Annotated in this window: 19 protein-coding genes and 1 pseudogene; 7 read left to right on the top strand and 13 right to left on the bottom strand. The window is 67.5% G+C overall.

Annotated elements, in window-relative coordinates:
- Nucleotides 1-41: 41 nt before the first annotated feature.
- The 6 genes from carA to H276_RS0101080 all read right to left on the bottom strand — a co-directional run bounded on the left by carA (nt 42) and on the right by H276_RS0101080 (nt 6,007).
- Nucleotides 42-1,211 (bottom strand): glutamine-hydrolyzing carbamoyl-phosphate synthase small subunit, encoded by a 1,170-nt coding sequence (gene carA, locus H276_RS0101105; RefSeq protein ID WP_019969462.1) that lies wholly within the window; start codon nt 1,209-1,211, stop codon nt 42-44.
- Complete coding sequence (locus H276_RS0101100) at nt 1,208-1,708, bottom strand: hypothetical protein (protein ID WP_019969461.1); 501 nt, start codon at nt 1,706-1,708, stop codon at nt 1,208-1,210. Before H276_RS0101100 ends, carA begins: the two co-directional genes overlap by 4 nt.
- Nucleotides 1,705-3,054, bottom strand: coding sequence for a dihydroorotase (locus H276_RS0101095; protein ID WP_019969460.1), 1,350 nt, complete (start codon nt 3,052-3,054; stop codon nt 1,705-1,707). The genes H276_RS0101100 and H276_RS0101095 overlap by 4 nt, the downstream gene beginning before the upstream one ends.
- Nucleotides 3,051-4,007, bottom strand: coding sequence for an aspartate carbamoyltransferase catalytic subunit (locus H276_RS0101090; RefSeq protein WP_019969459.1), 957 nt, complete (start codon nt 4,005-4,007; stop codon nt 3,051-3,053). Before H276_RS0101090 ends, H276_RS0101095 begins: the two co-directional genes overlap by 4 nt.
- Nucleotides 4,008-4,099: 92 nt before the next feature.
- On the bottom strand, nt 4,100-4,657 hold the full coding sequence (gene pyrR, locus H276_RS0101085; RefSeq protein WP_019969458.1) for a bifunctional pyr operon transcriptional regulator/uracil phosphoribosyltransferase PyrR: 558 nt from the start codon (nt 4,655-4,657) through the stop codon (nt 4,100-4,102).
- A gap of 69 nt (nt 4,658-4,726) precedes the next feature.
- Nucleotides 4,727-6,007: an MFS transporter gene (locus tag H276_RS0101080; protein WP_036460448.1), complete on the bottom strand. Its 1,281-nt coding sequence runs from the start codon at nt 6,005-6,007 to the stop codon at nt 4,727-4,729.
- A gap of 183 nt (nt 6,008-6,190) precedes the next feature.
- Here H276_RS0101080 and H276_RS0101075 point away from each other — a divergent pair, with 183 nt between their 5' ends.
- Together H276_RS0101075 and H276_RS0101070 are read left to right on the top strand one after the other, a co-directional pair.
- A complete protein-coding gene (locus H276_RS0101075) occupies nt 6,191-7,405 on the top strand; it encodes a serine hydrolase (RefSeq protein ID WP_026356442.1) in 1,215 nt (404 codons plus the stop codon).
- A gap of 61 nt (nt 7,406-7,466) precedes the next feature.
- Nucleotides 7,467-8,666, top strand: a complete 1,200-nt coding sequence (locus tag H276_RS0101070; protein ID WP_019969455.1) for an FAD-dependent monooxygenase — start codon at nt 7,467-7,469, stop codon at nt 8,664-8,666.
- 401 nt (nt 8,667-9,067) lie between these two features.
- Here H276_RS0101070 and nusB read toward each other — a convergent pair whose 3' ends face one another.
- Genes nusB through H276_RS0101050 form a run of 3 tightly spaced genes read right to left on the bottom strand, consistent with a single transcriptional unit; the run spans nt 9,068 to nt 11,280 of the window.
- Nucleotides 9,068-9,550: a transcription antitermination factor NusB gene (nusB, locus tag H276_RS0101060; protein ID WP_019969453.1), complete on the bottom strand. Its 483-nt coding sequence runs from the start codon at nt 9,548-9,550 to the stop codon at nt 9,068-9,070.
- Nucleotides 9,551-9,604: 54 nt separating this feature from the next.
- A complete protein-coding gene (gene efp, locus H276_RS0101055) occupies nt 9,605-10,168 on the bottom strand; it encodes an elongation factor P (RefSeq protein WP_019969452.1) in 564 nt (187 codons plus the stop codon).
- Nucleotides 10,169-10,194: 26 nt separating this feature from the next.
- Complete coding sequence (locus H276_RS0101050) at nt 10,195-11,280, bottom strand: Xaa-Pro peptidase family protein (protein WP_026356441.1); 1,086 nt, start codon at nt 11,278-11,280, stop codon at nt 10,195-10,197.
- 33 nt (nt 11,281-11,313) lie between these two features.
- On the opposite strand from H276_RS0101050, the gene H276_RS0101045 reads away from it, so the two are divergent.
- Nucleotides 11,314-11,856: a B-4DMT family transporter gene (locus H276_RS0101045; protein ID WP_019969450.1), complete on the top strand. Its 543-nt coding sequence runs from the start codon at nt 11,314-11,316 to the stop codon at nt 11,854-11,856.
- A gap of 29 nt (nt 11,857-11,885) precedes the next feature.
- On the opposite strand, the gene aroB is transcribed toward H276_RS0101045, so the two are convergent.
- The 3 genes and pseudogenes from aroB to aroC all read right to left on the bottom strand — a co-directional run bounded on the left by aroB (nt 11,886) and on the right by aroC (nt 14,900).
- Complete coding sequence (aroB, locus tag H276_RS0101040; RefSeq protein WP_026356440.1) at nt 11,886-12,974, bottom strand: 3-dehydroquinate synthase; 1,089 nt, start codon at nt 12,972-12,974, stop codon at nt 11,886-11,888.
- A gap of 187 nt (nt 12,975-13,161) precedes the next feature.
- Nucleotides 13,162-13,674 (bottom strand): annotated as a pseudogene (locus H276_RS0101035) (shikimate kinase); the annotation flags it as partial.
- Nucleotides 13,674-14,900 (bottom strand): chorismate synthase, encoded by a 1,227-nt coding sequence (aroC, locus tag H276_RS0101030; RefSeq protein ID WP_026356439.1) that lies wholly within the window; start codon nt 14,898-14,900, stop codon nt 13,674-13,676. The gene aroC and the pseudogene H276_RS0101035, both read right to left, overlap by 1 nt.
- A gap of 134 nt (nt 14,901-15,034) precedes the next feature.
- Between aroC and H276_RS0101025 the strand changes: the two genes are divergently transcribed.
- From H276_RS0101025 to H276_RS0101010, 4 genes are read left to right on the top strand one after another with little or no spacing between them, the layout of a single operon-like run.
- Nucleotides 15,035-15,382 (top strand): YciI family protein, encoded by a 348-nt coding sequence (locus H276_RS0101025; RefSeq protein WP_019969446.1) that lies wholly within the window; start codon nt 15,035-15,037, stop codon nt 15,380-15,382.
- Nucleotides 15,379-16,614, top strand: coding sequence for an RNA polymerase sigma factor (locus H276_RS0101020; RefSeq protein ID WP_019969445.1), 1,236 nt, complete (start codon nt 15,379-15,381; stop codon nt 16,612-16,614). The genes H276_RS0101025 and H276_RS0101020 overlap by 4 nt, the downstream gene beginning before the upstream one ends.
- On the top strand, nt 16,589-16,909 hold the full coding sequence (locus H276_RS0101015; protein ID WP_019969444.1) for a hypothetical protein: 321 nt from the start codon (nt 16,589-16,591) through the stop codon (nt 16,907-16,909). The genes H276_RS0101020 and H276_RS0101015 overlap by 26 nt, the downstream gene beginning before the upstream one ends.
- Nucleotides 16,906-17,481 carry a carboxymuconolactone decarboxylase family protein gene (locus H276_RS0101010; RefSeq protein ID WP_019969443.1) on the top strand — a complete coding sequence of 192 codons (576 nt, stop codon included), beginning with the start codon at nt 16,906-16,908 and terminating at the stop codon, nt 17,479-17,481. Before H276_RS0101015 ends, H276_RS0101010 begins: the two co-directional genes overlap by 4 nt.
- Nucleotides 17,482-17,581: 100 nt before the next feature.
- Here H276_RS0101010 and H276_RS0101005 read toward each other — a convergent pair whose 3' ends face one another.
- A complete protein-coding gene (locus H276_RS0101005) occupies nt 17,582-18,007 on the bottom strand; it encodes an A24 family peptidase (RefSeq protein WP_019969442.1) in 426 nt (141 codons plus the stop codon).
- Nucleotides 18,008-18,049 lie beyond the last annotated feature (42 nt).

Raw genomic sequence — 18,049 nt, 5'->3', positions numbered from 1 at the left:
GCGTGTGGTGCAACAGACGCGCACGCTCGCGGTGCAAGGGGTCATTTCGTCCGACCCGACAGCAGATCGACAAACTGGTCGAACAGGTAGTTGGCATCGTGCGGACCCGCCGCGGCCTCGGGGTGGTACTGCACCGAGAACGCGCGCCCGTCCGACAGCCGGATACCTTCCACCACACCGTCGTTGGCGCAGGTGTGGCTGACTTCGGCCTTACCGAACGGGGTGTCGAAGACCTCGCCGGCTTCACCTTCGAGGGCGAAACCATGGTTCTGTGCGGTGATCGCCACGCGCCCGGTGATGTGGTCGATCACCGGGATATTGATGCCGCGGTGGCCGAACACCATCTTGTAGGTGGACCGGCCCAGCGCCCGGCCCAGGATCTGGTTGCCGAAGCAGATGCCGAACAACGGGATTCCCGCATCGAGCACCTCGCGAGTGACCCCGACGATGTGATCCGCGGTCGCCGGATCTCCCGGGCCGTTGGACAAAAAGACGCCGTCGGGTTTGAGGTCGGCGATCGCGTCGAAGGTCACCGACGACGGCAGCACGTGGCTGCGGATGCCACGGCGAGCGAAGTTGCGTGGGGTGTTGGTCTTGATGCCCAGGTCGATCGCGGCGACCGTGAACCGGTGTCCGCCTTCGGGCGCTCCCTCTGGTTCAACGACGTAGGCGCTACGGGTGCTGACCTCGCCGGCCAGGTCGGCGCCGAGCATCGAAGGCTGGCTGCGGACGCGGTCGAGCAGCTCGTCGGCGTCGGCCAAGGCGTCCCCGGAGAACACACCGGCCTTCATCGACCCGCGGGTGCGCAGGTGACGCACCACCGCGCGGGTGTCGATGCCGGCGATCCCGACGATGCCCTGGCGCACCAGCTCATCGTCGAGGGTGCCGCTGGCCCGCCAATTGGATGCCCGCGGCGACGGGTCGCGCACCGCGTACCCGGCGACCCAGATCTTGTCCCCGCGGCTTTCGCCGTCCTCGGTGTTCCAGCCGGTGTTGCCGATCTGCGGTGCCGTGGCGATCACGATCTGCCCGTGGTAGCTGGGATCGGTCAGTGTTTCCTGATAGCCCGACATGCCGGTGGAGAACACGGCCTCCCCCAGCGTCTGGCCGACAGCCCCGAATCGGGTTCCGGTGAAGATGCGGCCGTCCTCGAGCACCAGCACTGCGGTGCCACCGGATGATCCGCTGTGCTTCTCATTACTGTTCGTCATGCCTTCTCCTCAAGCCAGCGGTCGTACTCTGCGCGGTTGTCGGCGCGGAATCCGGTGTCGATCTCGGTGCCCGACGGCAACTTCCACCGAATGGCCAAAATCCCGTCATGGGTGAGCGCCTTGCCGGCGATGCCTCGCTCGGTACGGATCGCGGTGATCGACTCGTCCGGGATCCAGATGGGCCCGGCACCGCTGCGCTGCAACATGATTCCCTCGGGATAGCGCGTGAGCACAGCCTTGGCCCGGAACCCGAGGTCACCGGCGGCAACCTTGTCGTTCCAGTGCGGCGCCAGCGTGGTGCCCACATAGAGCCCCTTGGTCGCCGGAACCATTGCTGCGCTGACGGTGTCGGGCAGCGTCGGCAGGGTGCCGATCAACTCAGCCTGGCGCTGTGCCCGGTGCAACCAACCCCGCATCATCTGGCGGATCAGGAACGCGATCAGCAGAGCGACCAGTGCCGCCATCACCACAGAGGCGAGCAGCGTGGGGGTGTTCACCGGGTTGATCCCCCGGTCGCTTCGCTCTCCCCCGCCGGTCTCGACTTTCCGTCGAGTGCGGTGATCCGGCCGCGCAACAACGTGGCAGTAACTGTGGCGGGCAGTTCCATCTGTTCGAACGGCGTGTTGTCCGAACGGCTGGCCAGATCCGTTCCGGCCACCGTCCACGTCGCGTCCGGGTCGATCACCGTGAGGTTGGCCGGTTCACCGACCTCGATCGGGCGGCCCTGATCGGGCAGGCCGACGATGGCCGCCGGAGCCTCGCTCATCACCTTGGCCACCCCCCGCCAGGTCAGCAGTCCGGGGCGCAGCATGGTCTCGACAATCACCGACAGCGCGGTCTGCAGTCCGAGCATGCCCGGCCGGGCATAGGAGAATTCGCAGCACTTCTCGTGCTCGGCGTGCGGTGCGTGATCGGTGGCCACGCAGTCGATGACACCGTCGGCCAGGGCCTGCCGCAGCGCCTGCGCGTCGGCGGCCTCGCGCAGCGGCGGGTTCACCCGGTTGCGGCCGTCGTAGCTGACCAGCCGGGAGTCATCGAGCAGCAGGTGATGCGGCGTGACCTCCGCGGTGATCGAGATGCCCTGCGCCTTGGCCCATTTCAGCAACTCCACGGTGCCGGCAGTGGACGCGTGGCAGATGTGCACCCGGGCCTTGGCATCGCGGGCCAGGATGGCATCCCGTGCGACGATGGATTCTTCGGCCGAGCGAGGCCAGCCGGCCAGCCCGAGCCGGGCGGCGTTGGGGCCCTCGTGTGCGACGGCGCCGACCGTGAGCCGCGGTTCCTCGGCGTGCTGGGCGATGAGCACTCCCAGTCCCGACGCGTATTCCAGCGCGCGGCGCATCACCAGCGGATCGTGCACGCACACACCGTCATCGGAGAACATCCGCACCTGGGCGACCCCGGCTGCCATCAGACCCATTTCTGTGAGCTGCTTGCCGGCCAGGCCCACCGTGACCGCACCGACCGGGTGCACATCGACCAGCCCGACCTGCTGGCCCCGAGCCCACACGTGGTCGGTGATCACGGCGGTGTCGGCCACCGGATCGGTGTTGGCCATCGCGAACACTGCCGTGTAGCCGCCCAATGCCGCAGCAGCAGAACCTGTTTCGATGTCCTCGGCGTACTCGCGGCCCGGCTCGCGCAGGTGGGCGTGCAGGTCGACGAATCCCGGCAGCAACACCTGGCCTGCGGCCTCGATCACCTCGGCATCCTCGGGAGCCTGCACCGAGGAACCGATCTCCGCGATCTGCCCGTCGTCGACCAGAACGTCGACGGGCTCACCCTCGCCATAGAGCCGGACTCCGCGGATCAGCACCTGTGGGGCCTGCGGGTTCTTGCTCATACGCTGATCGCCTCCTCGTCCGCGCCAACCAGCAGATGGAACAGCACCGCCATCCGCACGTGGACACCATTGGAAACCTGTTGCAGTACTGCGGATTGCGACGAGTCGGCCACCGGGAAAGCAATCTCCATGCCGCGCAGCATCGGGCCCGGGTGCAGCACCACCGCATGGCCGGGCAGCATGGCCTGACGCTTCTCGGACAGTCCGTAGCGCACCGAATACTCCCGTGCGGACGGAAAGAACCCGCCGTTCATCCGTTCGGCCTGCACTCGCAGCATCAGCACCGCGTCGGCGGCCGGCAGCTCGGCGTCGAGGTCATTCGAGACCGTGACCGGCCATCCGGACACACCGACCGGCAGCAGCGTCGGCGGCGCCACCAGCACCACCTCGGCACCCAGGGTGGCCAGCAGCGACACATTCGACCGGGCCACCCGGCTGTGCAGCACGTCGCCGACGATCACCACGCGCTTGCCGTCGATCGAGCCGAGCCGCTGACGGATGGTCAGCGCGTCGAGCAGCGCCTGGGTGGGGTGTTCGTGGGTGCCGTCACCGGCGTTGATGACGCTGGGGCCTCCCCCGCCGTCTTCGGCGGTCCACTCGGCGAGCTGCTGGGCCGCACCGGAGGCCGGGTGCCGGATGATCAGCGCGTCGGCACCGGCGGCCCGCAGCGTCAGCGCGGTGTCCCGCAGCGACTCTCCTTTGGCCACAGAGGATCCCGAGGAGCTGACGTTGATCACGTCGGCGCTCATCCACTTGCCGGCCACCTCGAAGGACACGCGGGTGCGGGTCGAGTTCTCGTAGAACATCGTGATGATGGTGCGACCGCGCAGCGTCGGCAGCTTCTTGACCTCACGTCCCAGCAGCGCCTCGCGGAACCGGTCGGCATCGTCGAGGATCGCCGTCGCGTCCTCCCTGGACAGCTCCGCCGCCGACAGGAGATGGCGCGTCGTCATCGCAGTTGTCTCCTCTTCGCGCAAGCGCTCATCGCACTTGTCTCCTCTTCGCGCGAGCGCTCATCGCACTTGTCTCCTCTTCGCGCAAGCGCTCATCGGGCAATCACCACGCCGTCACGGTCGTCATGCTCAGCCAGCAGAACGTGCACACTTTCGTTGCGTGCGGTCGGCACGTTCTTGCCGACATAGTCGGCGCGGATGGGCAACTCGCGGTGCCCGCGATCGACCAGCACGGCGAGCTGAACGACGCTCGGCCGGCCGATGTCGCGCAGCGCATCGAGCGCCGAGCGCACCGATCGGCCGGAGAAAAGGACGTCGTCGACGAGGATGACGACTGCGCCGTCGATGCCGCCGGCGGGGATCGACGTCGAGGCCAGCGGGCGCGGCGGTTTGAAGTTGAGATCGTCGCGATAAAGCGTGATGTCCAGCGCACCGTGCGGCAGCGTCACGCCCGCGAACTCATTGATCTTGTCGGCCAGCCGGGTGGCCAATATCACGCCGCGGGTGGGGATTCCGAGAAGTACGACGCGGGCCCGCTCGGCGGGATCGTCCAGCGCGGTCTTCTCGATGATCTGATGGGCGATCCGGGAAATGGTTCGGCCGACGTCCGCCGCAGACATCAATTCCCGGTCGGCACTTGAAGAGCCCATAAGGTGACCCTGACCTCCTTCTCCGCCTCTCAGGACGGATCGTTAAAGGACGTCGAACTGCCGCGTAGCTTAGCAGGTAACAGCGGCGTCCTTTTCGAGCGCGGCACCCTTCGTCTCGGGCAGCAGAGCGGTACAGACGATGCTGACCACCACGAAGAAGGCGATCATCAGGCCCACCGCCCAGCTACCGAGGCTGGCTACCAGCGCACCGGCCACCAGCGGTGGGATGGCGCCACCGACGATGCCCGCGAGATTGAACGCCATCCCAGCGCCGGTGTAGCGGTAGCGAGTGGCGAAGATCTCGGGCAGGAAGGATCCGATGGGCCCGTAGGACAGTCCGAAGATGCAGAAAATACCGGCGATCGCGACCGCGAAGCCTACCGGGGAGCCGGAATCGATCAACGGCATCACGACGAACGCCCACGGCAGGGCGAGCGCGAATCCGACCAGGATGATGCGGCGCCGGCCGTACCGGTCGCACAGCACCGCCGAGATCGCCGAGAAGGCCATCAGGGCCACCCCGGCGAGCACACCGACACCGAGGATCAGGCTGCGGGGGTGCCCGATGCGGGTGCTGGCGTAGCTCATCAGGTAGGTGCCGCCCAGGAAGCTCATGGTGAAGATGCCGACCATGCAGCCCGCCGCGAGTGCCACCTGTCTGCTCTGGGTCCGGAACAGCTCGGTGAACGGCGCTTTCGGCACACCACCGGTGACCTGCTCGCGGGCGAACACCGGTGTCTCGTCGATACTCAGCCGCACGTACAGCGCCACGATGAGCAGTACCGCGCTGAACAGGAACGGCAGCCGCCAGCCCCAGTCGAGGAACACCGCACTCTTCTCGCCGACGGTCACGCTGACGATGAACACCACCAAGTTGCTCACGGCCAGGCCCGCGCCGGCACCGAGCTGGGTGAACATCCCGTAGGTGCCCCGTTTCCCGGCGGGCGCGTACTCGGCGCTCAGCAATGCCGAACCCGCCCACTCGCCGCCGACGGCGAACCCTTGCAGCAGCCGCAACGCCAGCAGGATGATCGGGGCGGCGACGCCGATGGTCGCGGCACTGGGCACCAGCCCGACGCACACCGTCGACAAGCCCATGATCAGCAGCGTCGCAACCAGAGTCTTCTTGCGCCCCAGCCGATCTCCGAAATGCCCGAACACCGCGGCCCCGATCGGACGGGACAGGAACGCGACCGCGAAGGTGCCCAGTGACGAGATGGTCGCCATGGTGGGCCCCATGTTCGGGAAGAACACGTGGGGAAAGATCAGAGCGGCCGCGGTGCCGTAGATGTAGAAGTCGTAGAACTCGATCGCCGTGCCGATGAAACTGGCGAAGGCCACTTTGTTCATCGGATTGAGTGCGGGGCTGGCGACGGGTCTTGATTCGCCGTCGATCTTGTCCTGCTGAGTCATCTGTCTCTTCTCATGCCGCGTTGTTCGCATGGAAGTATCGCGCAACCCGCCGACATTCTTGTCGGAATGCGCGGCGGGACCGTCGCGCCGGGCCATGGCGAGCCCGCTAACGTGACGCGAGTGAACCTCGACGGCAATCAAGCATCCATCCGGGAGGCCATCGACGCCGGTCTGCTCGCCGGCGCGGTGACCCTGGTGTGGCAGGCGGGAAAAGTTCTGCAGGTCAACGAGCTGGGCTATCGCGATGTCCAGGCGCGACTGCCGATGCAACGCGACACCATCTTCCGGATCGCATCGATGTCCAAGCCCGTGACCGTCGCCGCCGCGATGACACTGGTGGAAGAGGGCAAGCTGCGCCTCGACGAGCCGGTCACCGGCTGGCTGCCCGAACTGGCCGACATGCGGGTGCTGACCGAACCGAGGGGGCCCCTGGACCGCACGGAACCGGCGCGCAGGCCCATCACGTTCGACGATCTGATGACCCACCGCAGCGGCCTGGCCTACGTGTTCTCGGTGACCGGCCCGCTGAGCCGGGAGTACGGCAAGCTGTCCCTGCGCCAAGATCAGGACCGGTGGCTGGCCGCGTTGGCCACGTTGCCGCTGGCCCATCAGCCCGGAGCCCGGCTCACCTACAGCCACGGCACCGATGTATTGGGCATCGCTCTGTCGCGGATCGAAGGCAAACCGCTGTCACAGGTATTGGCCGAGCGCATCTTGACGCCGCTGGGCATGACCGACACAGCGTTCTCGGTGACCCCCGCGGGGCGGCGCCGGGCGGCCACGATGTACCAGCTCGACAGCGCGGCCGCCGACGGCCCGGTGCTGCGCGATGACGTGATGGGGCCGGCGCCGATCGTGGACCCGCCGTTCTGCACCGGCGGTTCGGGCCTGTTCTCGACCGCCGATGACTACCTCACCTTTGCCCGCATGCTGCTGGCCGGTGGGACCGTCGACGGGGTACGGGTGCTGTCGGAGCAGTCGGTCACGTTGATGCGCACCGACCGGCTGACCGCCGAGCAGAAGCAGCATCGCTTTCTGGGATCGCCATTCTGGGTGGGCCGTGGGTTCGGGCTCAACCTGTCGGTGGTCACAGATCCGGCCGCATCGCGGCAGTTGTTCGGGCCGGGTGGGCTGGGCACATTCAGCTGGCCGGGCGCATACGGCACCTGGTGGCAGGCCGACCCGTCGGCGGACCTGATCCTGCTGTACCTGATCCAGAATCATCCGAAGATGTCGGTGGACGCAGCGGCCGTGGCCGGCAACACCTCACTGGCCCGGCTGCAGTCTGCCCAGCCCCGGTTCGTCCGTCGCACCTATCAGGCTTTCGAGCGCTGAAAACCATTCTTCAGCAACACTTTATCCGAAACCTGTGACTTGACTGGTAGGGTCTGGGCCCATGGACCAGCCGACTGTGCTAGTCAGCGGTGCCGGCGTCGCGGGCCTGGCACTCGCCCATTGGTTGACCGAATTCGGCTACCGCGTCGTCGCCGTCGAATCCGCGCCCACGATCCGCCCCGGAGGGCAGACCGTGGACCTGCGCGGGGCGGGTCGCGAGGTGGTCACCCGGATGGGTCTGATGCCATCGGTGCTGTCACGCACCGTCGACCAGCGCGGCATCGCCTGGGTGCACGCGGACGGCCGGCGCCGGGCCGAAATGCCGGTGACGGCGTTCCACGGCAGCGGTATGGTCTCCGCGGTCGAGGTCCTGCGCGGCGATCTGGTCGACGTACTGTACGAGGCCACCCGGGACCGCGCGCAGTACCGGTTCTCCACCCGCATCAGCGCGATCGACGGCACGGTGGCCACGCTCAGTGACGGGACCCAGGTTGCCGCCGATCTCATCGTCGGTGCCGACGGCCCGCATTCCAACGTGCGCCGGCTGGTGTTTGGACCGGAGGAGCAGTTCGGCAAATACCTTGGCGGCTACAACGCGTGGTTCACCGCACCCGACATGGCTGGTCTCGACGGGTGGTATCTGATGTATCAGGAGCCCGGACGCAACGCGTCGATGCGCCCGTCGCACGATCCGGCGTTGTGCAAGGCCGGGCTCGCCTTCCGATCCGAGCCGATCGACTATGACCGCCGCGATACCACCGCACAGTTGGCGCTGCTGTCAAGGCAATTCAGCGGGACCGGCTGGCACTGCCCAGCCTTGCTGGAGGCTGCACGCGCCTCCGAGGACTTCTATTTCGATGCATTCGTACAGATCCACATGCCCGCAGTGTCACAGGGGCGGGTGACGCTGGTCGGCGACGCCGGCTATTGCGCCTCGCCGCTGTCGGGGATGGGCACCACGCTCGCGCTGGCCGGGGCTTACGTGCTTGCCGGCGAACTCGGCCCGGCGAACAACCTGGATCCCGACCAGATCCCCGCGGCACTGGCCCGCTACGAGGCCGTGATGCGGCCGCTGATCACCCGGTGTCAGGATCTGCCCAACGGCATCGAGGGCTACCTTCCCAAGTCGGAGAAGGACATCGCACTGACCGCCCAAGTGATGAAATGGATGCAGCGCTGGCCTTTTCGACCGTTTGCCGAGCGCAAATGGTTTACCACAGGCGACACTATCGCCCTGCCGGAGTACCCGGCAGAGCGCTGACCGGATCAGCCCACGCGCGACAACGCATGACGCGCGTAGGCCCGGACATTGGCGTCACCGTCGTCGAGCGCACCTGGTATTACGCCATCTACCGCGCGTCGAGAATTTACAATCGCGCTGATCGAAACGACATCGTGAGTTGCGAAACGGTCTATGGAGGGAACCGTGAAGATACTGCAGCGCGCCGCGATGAGCCGCGCAGACCGCGACAACAGCTCATGGTGGGATCCGGTCGCCGATGTGTGCCGACCCCCGGTGCTGCCTCCGCAGTAGTGGGGTCTTGCAGGCCTGCCTGGACAGCTCGATAGGCCGCGCGCATTCACGCGCGAGCGTGCGCAGAACGCTGACGTTTTGCGGCGCGTTGGCCAGCAGACGCGCACGCTCACGGTGTGAAGATGCAGCTAGTTGTCCTGGGTGCCCACACTGCGGACGGCCTGGGCGGCTGCCCGGATCTGCGGGGTCACCAGCATCACCTGGCCGAGCACACCATTGACGAACCCCGGTGACTCGTCGGTGGACAGCTCCTTGGCCAGCTCCACCGCCTCGTCGACGGCGACCGGTTCGGGGACGTCGTCGGCGTGCAGCAGCTCCCAGACCGCCACCCGCAGGATCGCCCGGTCCACGGCGGGCAGCCGATCCAGGGTCCAGCCCTGCAGGTGCGCCGAGATCAAGTCATCAACATGAGCGGCGTGTTCGGTCACCCCGCGCGCCACCGTCACCGTGTACGGGTTGAGCGCGGATATCTCCGGGTCGCCTTCGGCCAGCGCGATGCGGCCATCGGCCACCGTCTCCGGCGTCAGGCCGCGCGCCTCGGCCTCGAACAGCACGTCCACCGCACGCTTGCGGGCCTGATGACGGCCCCGGTCACCGCGGCGGTCAGCCATTCCCGTCGCTCCGCTCGCCCAGGTCAGACATTCCCGTCGCTCCGCTCGCCAAGGTCAGCCATTCACGCGACCCAGGTAGCTGCCGTCGCGTGTGTCGACCTTGAGCTTGTCACCGGTGTTGATGAACAGCGGAACCTGAATCTCGGCACCGGTCTCCATGGTGGCCGGCTTGGTGCCTGCGCTCGAGCGGTCACCCTGCAGACCGGGCTCGGTGTGGGCGACCAGGAGTTCGACCGACACCGGCAGTTCCAGGTACAGCGGAGCACCGTCGTGGAAGGCGATCTGCACGGGCATGCTCTCCAGCAGGAAACCGGCGGCACGGTCGACCAACGCCTCCGGCAGTGGGTGCTGCTCGAAATCCTCGGAGTCCATGAACACGAAGTCGTTGCCGTCGCGGTACAAGTAGGTGGCATCACGCCGGTCGACGGTGGCGGTCTCGACCTTGACCCCGGCGTTGTAGGTCTTGTCGACCACCTTGCCGGACACCACGTTCTTCAGCTTGGTACGCACGAAGGCGGGACCTTTACCCGGTTTGACGTGCTGGAATTCGACGATCTGCCACAGCTGGCCGTCGATCTGCAGGACGAGCCCATTTTTGAAGTCGGCAGTCGATGCCATGGTCGGGGTAGCTCCTAGCTTTCAGTTCACAGGATGGCCAGTTCCTTGGGGAACCGGGTAAGTAGTTCGGGTGTCGTCTCGCCGACGACCAGAGTGTCCTCGATCCGGACACCGCCGCGATCGGGCAAGTAGACACCTGGCTCAACGGTCACCGCAGCGCCAGCAAGCAGTGTACCGGCGGCCGTGGCGTTGATTCCCGGCGCTTCGTGGATCTGCAGGCCTACGCCATGGCCGAGGCCGTGGCCGAAGTTCTCGGCGTACCCAGCGGCCGCGATGACCTGCCGCGATGCGGCGTCGACAGCGCTCAGCGACACTCCCGGTGCCAGCGCCGCGCTACCGGCCCGCTGGGCCGTCGCCACCAGGTCATAGATGTCGTGCTGCCACTGCGCGGCCCGGTCCAACACGAAGGTGCGGGTCGTGTCGGAGTGGTAGCCGGCCACCAGCGCGCCGAAGTCGATCTTGACGAAATCACCGGCGGCCAGGACGGCGTCGGTCGGCCGGTGATGCGGTATCGCCGAATTGGCCCCGGTCGCGACAATCGTCTCGAAAGACGGACCGTCCGCACCGTGGTCGAGCATCAGCGCCTCCAGTTCCTTGCGCACCTGACGCTCGGTACGGCCCGGCCGCAGCCCGCCCCGGTTCACCAGATCACTCAGCGCGGCGTCAGCGGCCTCGCAGGCGAGCCGCAGCAGTGCGATCTCGCCGGCGTCCTTGACCTCCCGCAGCGCTTCGACGAGGCCGGGCGCACGGACAAGTTCGACATCATCACCGGCGGCGTCGGCCAGCGCGCTGTACGCGTCGACAGTCACCACGTGGCTCTCGAAGCCCAGCCGGCGCACACCATCGGCGGCCGCTCGGCGGGCCAGGCACGGCGCGCACGCCCGTTCGATGACTACCTCGGCGTCCGGAGACTGGTGAGCGGCTTGGGTGCGGTAGCGCCCATCGGTGACCAGCACCGGGGTTTCGTCGTCGACACGCACCAGCAGCGCGGCGTTGGAGCCCGTGAACCCTGACAGATAGCGCACGTTGACCAGGTCTGTCACCAGCATGGCGGGCAGATCGGCTGCCTCAAGCCGGCACCGCAGCCGGTCCCTGCGCTGGGAAATAGTCACGGTCTGTGACGCTACTCGCTACGCTGTGGCCTCATGAGCAAGTGGCTACTGCGCGGGGTGGTGTTCGCAACCGCGATGGTCATCGTGCGCTTGCTCCAAGGTGTGCTGATCAACGCTTCGCCGGGAAACGCGATCTGGTTCAGTGTGACGCTGGTGGCAGTTTTCACGATCGCGGTGGTCATCTGGGGCTTCATCGACGGCCGTGCCAACGCGCGGCGCAGCCCTGACCCTGACCGTCGCACCGACCTGGCCATGATCTGGCTGCTGGCCGGGCTTTTCGCGGGCGTCGTCAGCGGTGCGGTGTCCTGGATCATCGGCCTGTTCTACAAGAGCATCTACGTCGGGGGCCTGCTGAACGAGATCACCACGTTCGCCGCGTTCACTGCGCTGCTGATGTTTCTGGCGGCGGTCGCCGGTGTCACACTCGGCCGCTGGCTGGTCGACCGCAAGGCACCGCCGGTCACCCGGCACGATCACGCCGATACCGACGTGTTCGCTGCGGTGAACGCCGGAGCGCCGGCGGACGACACCGAGAAGACCGGTGCCGCCGAGGCGCCCGAGCAGCACGACAAGTAGAGCTCGTCGCCAAGTCGGGCCGTGGAACCTCAGTCCTTGGGGTCTCGCGCCACTTCGGCGTATGCCGCCGCAAGCAACGACGGATCCGGACCTTCCAAGCGCCCAGGCTTGCCCAGCCCGTCGAGCACGACGAAGCGCAGTACGCCGGCCCGGTTCTTCTTGTCACCGGCCATGTACTCCAGCAGTTGCGGCAGCGCATCGCCGTCGTAGGTGACCGGCAGGCCCAATGCCGTCAGCACCGAGCGGTGGCGAGCGGCGGTTGCATCGTCGAGCCGGCCGGCCAGCCGGCCGAGTTCGGAGGCGAACACCAGGCCCACCGACACCGCTGCGCCGTGGCGCCACTTGTACTGTTCGCGCCGTTCGATGGCGTGCGCGAGGGTGTGGCCATAGTTCAGGATCTCGCGCAGCTGCGATTCCTTCTCGTCGGCGGCCACCACCTCGGCCTTGACGACGATCGCGCGGCGGATCAGTTCTGGCAACACCGTGCCGGTGGGATCCAGCGCCGTCTCGGGGTCGGCTTCGATCAAGTCGAGGATCACCGGATCGGCGATGAAGCCGGCCTTCACGATCTCCGCCATGCCGGCCACGACCTCGTTGCGGGGCAGGGTTTCCAGCGTGGCAAGGTCGACCAGCACGGCGGCGGGCTGGTGGAACGAGCCGACCAGGTTCTTGCCGGCGTCGGTGTTGATACCGGTCTTGCCGCCGACCGCGGCATCGACCATGCCGAGCAGGGTGGTGGGCACGTGCACGATGTCGATACCACGCAACCAGGTGGCCGCAGCGAAGCCCGCGACGTCGGTGGCCGCACCGCCGCCGAGACTGACGATGGCATCCTTGCGGCCAACTCCGATGCGGCCCAACACTTCCCAGATGAACCCGACAACCGGCAGTTCCTTGCCCCCCTCGGCGTCCGGGATTTCGATGCGGTGCGCGTCGATTCCCTTGTCCGCGAGGTGGGTTCGAATGGCTTCCGCCGTCTCGGTCAGCGTCGGTTGGTGCAGGATGGCGACCTTGTGGCGGCCCTCGAGGGTACGGCCCAGCTCGCCGAGCAGCCCGGTGCCGATGATCACCGGGTAGGGGGGATCGACGAGAACGTCGACGGTCACAGGCTCAGTCATGGTGTCGCTCCGCGTTGCGTGCGGCCAGGGCCGCGGGGGTGGGTCTGGCAATCGAATCGGTGTGGACGGCTGCGGCTCCGGCGGAGTCCTTATCCGAGGCGCTCGGCGAGGCCGGTCCGCGTTGCCGCCGCCGACGGCGTCGGCGCCTCGGTTTGGCAGCCAGCGGTTTCGCCGCCACCTGTTTGGGCGGCTGAGGATTCTCCAGGCGCGAGACGATGGTGCGCACGACCGCGCCCGGGTTACGCCGGTTGGTGTTGATACGTATGGTCGAGACGCGACGGTAGATAGGCACCCGCTGCGACATCAGCGCGCGGTACTTTTCGGCCCGATCCCCGCCGGCCAGCAGGGGACGGTTGCTGTTGCCACCGGTTCGGCGGACGCCTTCGGATGCACTGATCTCCAGGTAGACGACCATGTGTCCGGCCAGGGCGTCGCGCACCCCCTCGGTGGTGATCGCGCCGCCGCCGAGCGACAGCACGCCGTCATGGGTGGCCAGTGCTCCGCGGATCACCTCTTCTTCGATGCGGCGGAACTCCTCCTCACCGTCGCTGGCGAAGATGTCGGCAATGGTGCGCCCGGTCGTCTCCTCGATCACCGCATCGGTGTCGAGCATGGTCACATCGAGAGCCTTGGCCAACCGCCGCCCGATGGTTGACTTCCCTGAGCCCGGCAGGCCGATCAATACCGCCCTGGGCGCCATCAGCCCAGAGCCTGTGCCGCTGGTTCGCGCTCAGCGTCGTCCGGACTTGCTCCTCGCATGCGCACCGCACGCAGGTAAGCGTCGACATTGGCGCGGGTCTCGGCCAGCGAATCCCCGCCGAATTTCTCCAGCGCGGCGCGGGCCAGCACGAGCGCCACCATGGTCTCCACGACCACACCGGCGGCCGGCACCGCACATACGTCGGAGCGCTGGTGGATCGCGACGGCTTCCTCGCCGGTCGCCATGTCAACGGTGGCCAGGGCCCGCGGAACGGTCGAGATGGGCTTCATGGCGGCGCGCACCCGCAACGCCTGGCCGTTGGTCATGCCGCCCTCCAGGCCACCGGCCCGGTTGGTCGACCGCAGCACGCCGTCCGGGCCCGGGTACATCTCGTCGTGTGCGACGCTGCCGCGGCGGCGTGCCGTTTCGAAGCCGTCGCCGATCTCGACGCCCTTGATCGCCTGAATGCCCATCACCGCGCCGGCCAGTTGGCTGTCGAGCCGGTTCTCACCGCTGGTGAACGAGCCCAGCCCGATCGGCAGCCCGGTGACGACCACCTCGACGACCCCGCCGAGGGTGTCGCCGTCCTTCTTGGCGGCCTCGATCTCGACGATCATGGCGGCCTCGGCGGCCTTGTCGAACGCCCGGACGGGGCTGTCGTCGATGGCCTCGAGGTCCTGGGGCTGCGGCGGCGGGCCGTCATAGGGCGCCGATGCCCCGATGGAGATGACGTGCGAGACGACCTCGACGCCGAGCGCCTCCCGCAGGAATGCCCGGGCAATGGTGCCGGCGGCCACCCGGGCAGCGGTTTCGCGCGCACTCGCGCGTTCCAACACCGGGCGGGCATCGTCGAAGCCGTACTTGAGCATGCCTGCGTAGTCGGCATGGCCGGGCCGCGGCCGGGTCAGCGGTGCGTTGCGCGCCACGTCCAGGTCGGCCTCGTCAACCGGGTCGGGGGCCATCACCGTCTCCCACTTGGGCCACTCGGTGTTGCCGATCTCGATGGCGATCGGGCCGCCAAGGGTCAACCCGTGCCGGACCCCGGCCAGCATGGTTACCTGGTCCTGCTCGAACTTCATCCGAGCGCCGCGGCCGTAGCCGAGACGACGGCGCTTGAGCTGCACCCCGATGTCCTCCGAGGTGACCGGCACACCGGCCACCATGCCCTCGACCATGGCCACCAGGGCGCGGCCATGCGATTCACCAGCTGTGGTCCAACGCAACACGCTTGTCATTCTCCCACGTCGCATTTTGCCCGCGGAAATCCCTGTTCGAGCGTCGATGGTGTCGTATCTCGGGCGCTGCCGATCGTCTTGATTGTAGAAACCGCAAATAACCGCAAATAACATGGGAAGGGCTCATGAAATACGTACTGATGTTCGTCGAAACTGAGCAGTTCACCCGCGATATGGCGGCGATGAGCGACGCCGAGCGCCAACGCGCCTACGAGCGGGTCAACGAATGGTTCGCCGGCAACGCTGACAAGTTGCGCGGCGGCAGCAAGCTCAAGTCCGCGGAGACCGCGACGACGGTGCGCCTCGACCGCGGCGAGCCGGTCATCATCGACGGTCCGTTCGTCGAGGGTAAAGAGGTGGTGAGCGGATACGTCGAGATTGAGGTAGCCGATCTGGACGAGGCGCTGCAGGCCGCCAAGACCTGGCCGGGCTGTCCGGTGGTGGAGGTTCGCCCGATCGAGCCGCTGACGTGACTGATGCGGTCAATGATCAGTTGGCCCGCGTGGTGCGCGAGCACGCAGGCCGGCTGGCCGCGTCGCTGATCCACGTCACCGGCGATTTCACCACCGCCGAAGACCTGGTTCAGGACGCCGTGCTGGCCGCCCTGCGGCGCTGGCCCGTGGAGGGAATCCCGTCGCGGCCGGACGCCTGGTTGTTGACCGTCGCCCGCCACCGCGCCCTCGACGTGCTGCGGCGCGAACAGAACTACCTCACCAAACTCGCGCAACTGCAGTGGCCCGTGCAGCCCGAGCCCGACGAGCGGCTGCAGCTGATCTTCACGTGCTGTCACCCGGCGCTGCCGCGGCAGGCGCAGATCGCGCTGACACTGCGGGTGGTGTGCGGGCTGACGACAGCGCAGATCGCCCGCGCGTTCCTGGTGCACGAGACGACGATGGCGCAGCGGATCACGCGGGCCAAGCAGAAGATCACCCAGGCCGCGATCCCCTACCGGATTCCCGCCGACGATGAGCTGGGCCCGCGGCTCTCCGAGGTCCTCGCCGTGATCTACCTGCTGTTCAACGAGGGCTACCTCTCGACGGCCGAGCGGGCGCAAGCCCACGATCTGGTCGACGACGCAAAGTGGTTGGCGTCGCTGTTGGACCAGTTGATGCCGACCGAGCCGGAGGTCGCGGGTCTGCTGGCATTGATCCGGCTGCATCGCGCTCGGGCCGCGGCCCGCTTCGATGCGGCGGGCCACCTCGTCCAGCTGCAACACCAGGACCGGTCGCGTTGGGACTCCGATGCGATCGAGCAGGCCAACCGAGTGCTGGCCCGCGCTGCCCAGCAGCGTCGCCCCGGCCCCTATCAGCTGCAGGCTGCCATCGTCGCCTGTCATGCCGAAGCCGCACACTGGGAGGACACCGACTGGGAGCAGATCGTGCTGCTCTACGACATGCTGCTGCACCTCGAACCGTCGCCGGTCACCCGCCTGCACCGTGCCATCGCGCTGCGGTACCGCTCGGGGCCCCAAGCGGCGATGGCCGAATTAGACCTGCTCGCAGGCGAACTCGACCGGTATCACCTTTACCACGCCACCCGGGCCGATCTCCTGCGTGCGCTCGGTACCCCCGCGGCGGCCCGCGTCGCCGATCGCCGCGCCCTCGAGCTCACCGCCAACCCCGCCGAACAGGCGGTCCTGCAACAGCGGATCGCCTGCGCCCCTCGAGAGGATCACCACGATGACCGACATCTCCCGACTACGTAGCGAACTGATCGCCCGTGTGCTCGGCGAGCAGGGAACCGCGCCAAAAGCTCTGCGGCAGAGTGCATTCGACAATAACGTCCCCGACGATCCACTACGGACGCTGGTGGGCAAGGTCGCTCACCGCTCGGACACCGTGACCGACGACGACGTCGCGGCGGCCCGGTCGACGGGCCTGAGTGAGGACCAGATCTTCGAAATCGTGGTCTGCGCGGCGGTCGGTCAGGCCGACCGGCCGTACACCAATGCCCTTGGCGCACTGGCCCGAGTGACCGGCGGGAAAGGTGATCGGCGATGAGGCTCGGCATCTTGGACAACGGGCATGGACTGGGAACCAAGGCCCTGCTGGCGTTGATCCGGCTGGTCTCGCGGCAACCGGTGGTCGACGCCGTCAAGCTCGCGCTGTACCGCAAGGATTTCTACGGCGCCGGGGAGCTCACCCACGAGGCTATGCGCGGGCCGTCGGAATGGTCGGTCGGCGACCGGGAACTGATGGCGGCCTACGTGGCTGCGGCCGATGCGTCGCCATTCTGCATCGCCGCACACTCTGCGACATCCGGGCAGTGGTACGGCGATCCGGGCAAGGTCACCGCCACCCTGGCCGATCTGGACACCGCACCGGTCGACGAACCCCTGCGGGCGACGCTTCGCCTGCTCGGCAAGCTGTCCCGTGAAGACGCCGTCTCCGAGGACGACATCCGCGATGTGCTGTCCGCCGGTGTTTCCCCCGCCCAGGTCCAGGACGCGCTGGCAGTGGGCTTCGCGTTCAACATCACCGCGCGGTTGGCCAACGCCTTCGACTTCGATCCCGCAACGCCGGCCGCCATGGAGGCCGGCGCCAAGCATCTGCTCAAGCGCGGCTACCGCTGACCGTCGGGCCGGCCAGGCCGTTGGGCCGCCGGGCCGCCGAATGTGAAGTTGTGTACGAGAATTCGGCGATTCGTCGAACACAACTTCACATTCGACGGGCTCACAACACCACCAACCCGATCGCCGCGGCACTGGCCACGCACATCGACGGTCCGTGCGGCACGGTCGGAATGCCGCGCAGCGCCGCGCCACCCGCGATCACCACAGTGAGCAGTGGCGCAGCCAGCGCCGCGAGTACCCATACGTCGGGCCCGAAAGCCCCGGTCAGCGCGCCTACGCCGACGGCGAGCTTCACGTCACCGCCGCCGAGCGCGGCAGGTGCTATCAGATGCACCAGCAGGTAAACCGCCGCCAGCGCGGCACCACCCGCGAGTGCTGCGGCGCCATGGCCGAAAAGCGTTGCGCCAACCACGATCAGCACACCACCGGGCATCGTCAGCCAGTTCGGCAGCCGCCGCTGCATGAAGTCGTAAGTGCTGAGTACCAGCAGCCAGATGACCGTAACCCCGACAGCCCACACCCCCATCCACCGAGGCTAACTGTCCCGCAAAGGCTCGGATGACGCTGT

The organism is Mycobacterium sp. 141 (assembly GCF_000382405.1).
GTDB lineage: Bacteria > Actinomycetota > Actinomycetes > Mycobacteriales > Mycobacteriaceae > Mycobacterium.
The sequence above is the reverse complement of the archived record's forward strand: the minus strand, read 5'-3'. Positions and strand labels throughout refer to the sequence as shown.

Excerpts from the sequence above, each read along its gene's own strand:
- H276_RS0101015 (WP_019969444.1), top strand. The coding sequence starts at position 16,589 with ATGACCGACATCTCCCGACTACGTAGCGAACTGATCGCCCGTGTGCTC.
- H276_RS0101010 (WP_019969443.1), top strand. The coding sequence starts at position 16,906 with ATGAGGCTCGGCATCTTGGACAACGGGCATGGACTGGGAACCAAGGCC.
- H276_RS0101090 (WP_019969459.1), bottom strand. The coding sequence starts at position 4,007 with ATGACGACGCGCCATCTCCTGTCGGCGGCGGAGCTGTCCAGGGAGGAC.
- H276_RS0101025 (WP_019969446.1), top strand. The coding sequence starts at position 15,035 with ATGAAATACGTACTGATGTTCGTCGAAACTGAGCAGTTCACCCGCGAT.
- H276_RS0101080 (WP_036460448.1), bottom strand. The coding sequence starts at position 6,007 with ATGAACAAAGTGGCCTTCGCCAGTTTCATCGGCACGGCGATCGAGTTC.
- aroB (WP_026356440.1), bottom strand. The coding sequence starts at position 12,974 with ATGACTGAGCCTGTGACCGTCGACGTTCTCGTCGATCCCCCCTACCCG.
- H276_RS0101045 (WP_019969450.1), top strand. The coding sequence starts at position 11,314 with ATGAGCAAGTGGCTACTGCGCGGGGTGGTGTTCGCAACCGCGATGGTC.
- H276_RS0101005 (WP_019969442.1), bottom strand. The coding sequence starts at position 18,007 with ATGGGGGTGTGGGCTGTCGGGGTTACGGTCATCTGGCTGCTGGTACTC.
- efp (WP_019969452.1), bottom strand. The coding sequence starts at position 10,168 with ATGGCATCGACTGCCGACTTCAAAAATGGGCTCGTCCTGCAGATCGAC.
- nusB (WP_019969453.1), bottom strand. The coding sequence starts at position 9,550 with ATGGCTGACCGCCGCGGTGACCGGGGCCGTCATCAGGCCCGCAAGCGT.
- carA (WP_019969462.1), bottom strand. The coding sequence starts at position 1,211 with ATGACGAACAGTAATGAGAAGCACAGCGGATCATCCGGTGGCACCGCA.
- H276_RS0101070 (WP_019969455.1), top strand. The coding sequence starts at position 7,467 with ATGGACCAGCCGACTGTGCTAGTCAGCGGTGCCGGCGTCGCGGGCCTG.
- pyrR (WP_019969458.1), bottom strand. The coding sequence starts at position 4,657 with ATGGGCTCTTCAAGTGCCGACCGGGAATTGATGTCTGCGGCGGACGTC.
- H276_RS0101095 (WP_019969460.1), bottom strand. The coding sequence starts at position 3,054 with ATGAGCAAGAACCCGCAGGCCCCACAGGTGCTGATCCGCGGAGTCCGG.